Below are 3,937 nucleotides of genomic sequence, written 5' to 3'. Positions count from 1 at the left end.
GCTCTCCGCCGATGCAATCAGGCGGCTCTTCAAGCGCTATCTGACTCAGGTCGGTATCGCCGGCTCGCTCTCGCCTCATGCGATGCGCCATACGTTCGCCACGCATCTCATAGAAGGCGGGGCCGACCTGCGCACCGTCCAGGAGCTACTGGGTCATGTTGCCCTGTCTACCACCCAGATATACACTCACCTGAGCATGAGGCGGCTTCAGGACGTACATCGCAACGCACATCCGCGTGCCTGAGGCACTAGCGCTCTGACCAGCGCAGTTAGGGGCGTAACTGCACATGAGATCTGACTCGCGGACCGACGTGTCCGCTCTTTGGACTCGCTACAAGGACGATGAGGACTCGGCAGCACGCGACGAGCTCATCCTCAACTACTCGCCGCTCGTCAAGTACGTCGCCGGTCGACTGGCGTCCAGCCTGCCCCAGACCGTAGATACGGCCGACCTGATCAGCTACGGGATCTTCGGTCTGATCGACGCCATCGAGAAGTTCGACCTGAGCAGGGCAATCAAGTTCGAAACGTATGCGATTTCGCGTATCAAGGGTGCCATCATCGACGAGTTGCGAGCCATGGACTGGGTACCCAGGTCGGTGCGTTCTCGCGCCAAGGAGATCGAGGCGGCCTACGTCGCGCTCGAGAACATGCTTCGCCGAGTGCCGAGCGACCAAGAGGTCGCCGACCACATGGGTGTTTCCCTCAAGGAGTTCCAGGACATCCTGTCCAAGCTCTCCTACACCTCGGTCGTCTCGTTCGAGGAACTGTGGGTGGGCGGCGAGCGCGACGAGAGCCAGAACGCCATCGGTTCGATTCGCGACGATACTGCCGAGGACCCCGTCACGATCTTCGAGAGCGCCGAGATCAAGGACATCCTTGCGGTGGCCATCGACAAGCTGCCGGAGCGCGAGCGCACGGTCATCGCGCTGTACTACTACGAGGGTCTCACGCTCAAGGAGATCGGGCAGGTTCTCGGCGTGACAGAGTCGCGGGTCAGCCAGCTGCACACGAAGGCCGTCCTTCGCCTTCGGGCCAAGCTTCATAGCGTGCACGCGGCCACAGCGTAGCCGCTCTTCATATCGCTCTTATTCGACGCCCCGTCGGCCGTTGCAGGCCGCGGGGTGTCTGCTATACTGCCAAGGCTCTTAATACACATGCCTGCGGACTCTGGCGCGAGGTGCCATCGGCAAGACCGGTGGTCGCGACCAGGGGTTGAACCAGGCAGAGGAACAAACCGACCAGGAGGTTTCACCATGTCCACCGTCACAATGAAGAACTTGCTCGAGGCGGGTGTCCACTTCGGACACCAGACCCGCCGTTGGAACCCGAAGATGAAGCCCTACATCTTCACCGAGCGTTCCGGCATCTACATCCTCGACCTGCAGCGCACCGCTCGCGAGCTCGAGGGCGCCTTCAACTTCACCCGCTCGCTTTCGCAGCGTGGTGGCAACGTGCTGTTCGTCGGCACCAAGAAGCAGGCGCAGGAGCCCATCCAGACCGAGGCCGAGCGCTCCGGAATGCCGTACGTCAACAACCGTTGGCTCGGTGGCATGCTCACCAACTTCGTCACGATGCGCGGACGCGTTTCGCGCATGGTCGAGCTCGAGACCATGGACGCCGACGGCCGAATGGCCACGCTTCCCAAGAAGGAGCAGCTCCTCCTCAAGAAGGAGCTCGGCAAGCTGCAGGCCAACCTCAACGGCGTGCGCAACATGACGTCGCTGCCGGGCGCCATCTTCGTCGTCGACACCAAGCGCGAGGACATCGCGATTCACGAAGCCCAGCGTCTGCACATCCCGATCATCGGCCTGGTCGACACCAACGCCGATCCTGATGACGTCGACTACGTCATCCCGGGCAACGACGACGCGATCCGCTCGGTCGCTCTGATGTGCCGCGTCATCTCTGACGCCGTCATCGAGGGTCGCGGCGGCATCCAGAACGAGGACGTCCCGCAGGTCGTCTCCGCCGAGACCGTTGTGCCGACCGTCGTCTCTGCTGAGGCTCCCGTGCCCGTCGCCGTCGAGCCTGCCGCCGCCGCTCCCGTCGAGACGGTTGCCGCTGCTGAGGTTTGCGCCGAGCCCGAAAGTCCCGCTGCCGACCTCGAGGCCGTAGCTGACGCTGCTGCCCCGACCCCTGCAGCTGAGGCTCCGGCCGCCGAGTAACCATGCTTGAGACCGTCCGCTCAACGGCGGACGTTTGAACGCGCACTACCCACCGACCACACATCGAACCAGGAGGCATCCATGGCTGAGATCACCGCCAGCATGGTCAAGGAGCTCCGTGAGTGCACGGGCGCCGGCATGATGGAGTGCAAGAAGGCTCTCTCCGAGGCCGAGGGCAACCTCGACAGCGCAATCGATATCCTGCGTACCCGCGGGCTGGCTTCGCTTGCCAAGAAGGCCGGCCGCGCCACCAACGAGGGCACGATCGCCGCGTTTGTCTCGGCGGACAGCAAGGTCGGCGTTCTGGTCGAGGTCAACTCCGAGACCGACTTCGTCGGCCGCAACGCCGAGTTCACCAGCTTCGCCGCGACCGTCGCCGAGCACATCGCCGAGGCCGCTCCCGAGGGCGTCGAGCACCTCATGACCCAGGAGATCTCCGGCCGCGGTCTGACTGTCGAGGGTCTTCTCGGCGAGAAGGTCACGAAGCTGGGCGAGAACATGGGTGTCGCGCGTTTCGTGCGCGAGGAGGTCATGGGCACCGGCGCCGTGGCGAGCTATATCCACGGCGGTGCCAAGATCGGCGTACTCGTCGTTACGGGCTTCAACAAGGCCGAAACCGCCGAGAATCCCGCATTCAAGCAGTTCGGCCGCGACGTCGCCATGCAGGTTGCCGCCGCATCGCCGTACTTCGTACGCCGCGAGGATGCCGACGCTGCGACGATTGAGCACGAACTGTCGATCTACAAGGCACAGGCCGCCGAGTCCGGCAAGCCTGAGGCGATTCAGGAGAAGATGGCCAACGGCCGCCTGGAGAAGTTCTTCAAGGAGGTCGCTCTCGTGGAGCAGCCGTTCGTGAAGAACCCCGATCAGACCGTGACGCAGTACGCCGCAGCCGTCGGTAAGGAGGTCGGCGACGAGCTGACTATCGTCGGCTTCGAGCGCTTCGTCTTGGGCGAGTCTGCCGCTGAGTAAAGCGTCGCTTGCGCGTCATAGCGTGTTACCGCAACGATCACAGGCCGGCACCACTGCCGGCCTGTGTGCTGTATTCTGTCCGAAGGCTTTTCGCGCGCTTTTCGCAGCGCGCCGTCGTGAGTGCAAAGGGGAGTGACCGTGTCTGAGTCCTACCGGTTCAAGCGCGTCTTGCTCAAGCTCTCCGGTGAGGCCCTTATGGGCGATGTGGGCTACGGCATCGACCCCAAGGTGCTCGACAGTCTGGCCGAGCAAGTGGGGCGCGTGCGCGCAGGCGGCGTCGAGATTGCCATCGTGGTCGGAGGCGGCAACATCTTCCGCGGCCTGGCGGCCTCGGCTAAGGGCATGGACCGCGCTCAAGGCGACTACATCGGCATGCTGGCGACCGTCATGAACTCCCTTGCGCTGCAGGAGGCACTCGAGCGTCATGGTGTCTTCACGCGCGTCATGAGCGCTATCGAGATGCAAGCCATCGCCGAGCCCTACATCCGCCGCCGCGCGATCCGGCACATGGAGAAGGGCCGCGTCGTGATCTTCGCTGCCGGCACCGGCAACCCGTACTTCACGACCGACACGGCCGCCGCCCTGCGCGCGGTCGAGATCGGCGCGTCCGTGCTCCTGAAAGCCACCAAGGTCGACGGCGTCTACGAAGCGGACCCGGTGACCCACCCCGGGGCGCGGCGCTACACGGAGCTCACGTTTGCGGACGTCCTGGCCGAGCGGCTCGCCGTCCTGGACACGACGGCCGTCTCGCTCTGCATGGAGAATGACCTTCCGATCATCGTCTTCGACCTGAACCG

At 64.0% G+C, this 3,937-nt stretch carries 5 protein-coding genes; all 5 read left to right on the top strand.

From position 1 onward, the window contains the following. Positions 1-244 (top strand): tyrosine-type recombinase/integrase (locus P4L93_01780; protein MDR3685674.1); only part of this gene is annotated, 244 nt, incomplete at its 5' end. 43 nt (positions 245-287) lie between these two features. Next, complete coding sequence (whiG, locus tag P4L93_01775; protein ID MDR3685673.1) at positions 288-1,070, top strand: RNA polymerase sigma factor WhiG; 783 nt, start codon at positions 288-290, stop codon at positions 1,068-1,070. A gap of 186 nt (positions 1,071-1,256) precedes the next feature. After that, the gene (rpsB, locus tag P4L93_01770; GenBank protein MDR3685672.1) at positions 1,257-2,168 is read left to right on the top strand and encodes a 30S ribosomal protein S2; all 912 of its coding nucleotides are present in this window, start codon (positions 1,257-1,259) and stop codon (positions 2,166-2,168) included. 81 nt (positions 2,169-2,249) lie between these two features. Further along, on the top strand, positions 2,250-3,140 hold the full coding sequence (gene tsf / locus P4L93_01765; protein MDR3685671.1) for a translation elongation factor Ts: 891 nt from the start codon (positions 2,250-2,252) through the stop codon (positions 3,138-3,140). 138 nt (positions 3,141-3,278) lie between these two features. Further along, on the top strand, positions 3,279-3,937 hold a 659-nt coding region (pyrH, locus tag P4L93_01760), incomplete at its 3' end, for a UMP kinase (GenBank protein ID MDR3685670.1).

The organism is Coriobacteriia bacterium, from assembly GCA_031292615.1.
Classification (GTDB): Bacteria; Actinomycetota; Coriobacteriia; order Anaerosomatales; family JAAXUF01; genus JARLGT01.
Note: the sequence above shows the minus strand (reverse complement) of the source record. Positions and strands in the feature narration are given on the sequence as shown.

Coding starts and splice junctions, on each gene's coding strand:
- whiG (MDR3685673.1), top strand. CDS start 288: ATGAGATCTGACTCGCGGACCGACGTGTCCGCTCTTTGGACTCGCTAC.
- rpsB (MDR3685672.1), top strand. CDS start 1,257: ATGTCCACCGTCACAATGAAGAACTTGCTCGAGGCGGGTGTCCACTTC.
- tsf (MDR3685671.1), top strand. CDS start 2,250: ATGGCTGAGATCACCGCCAGCATGGTCAAGGAGCTCCGTGAGTGCACG.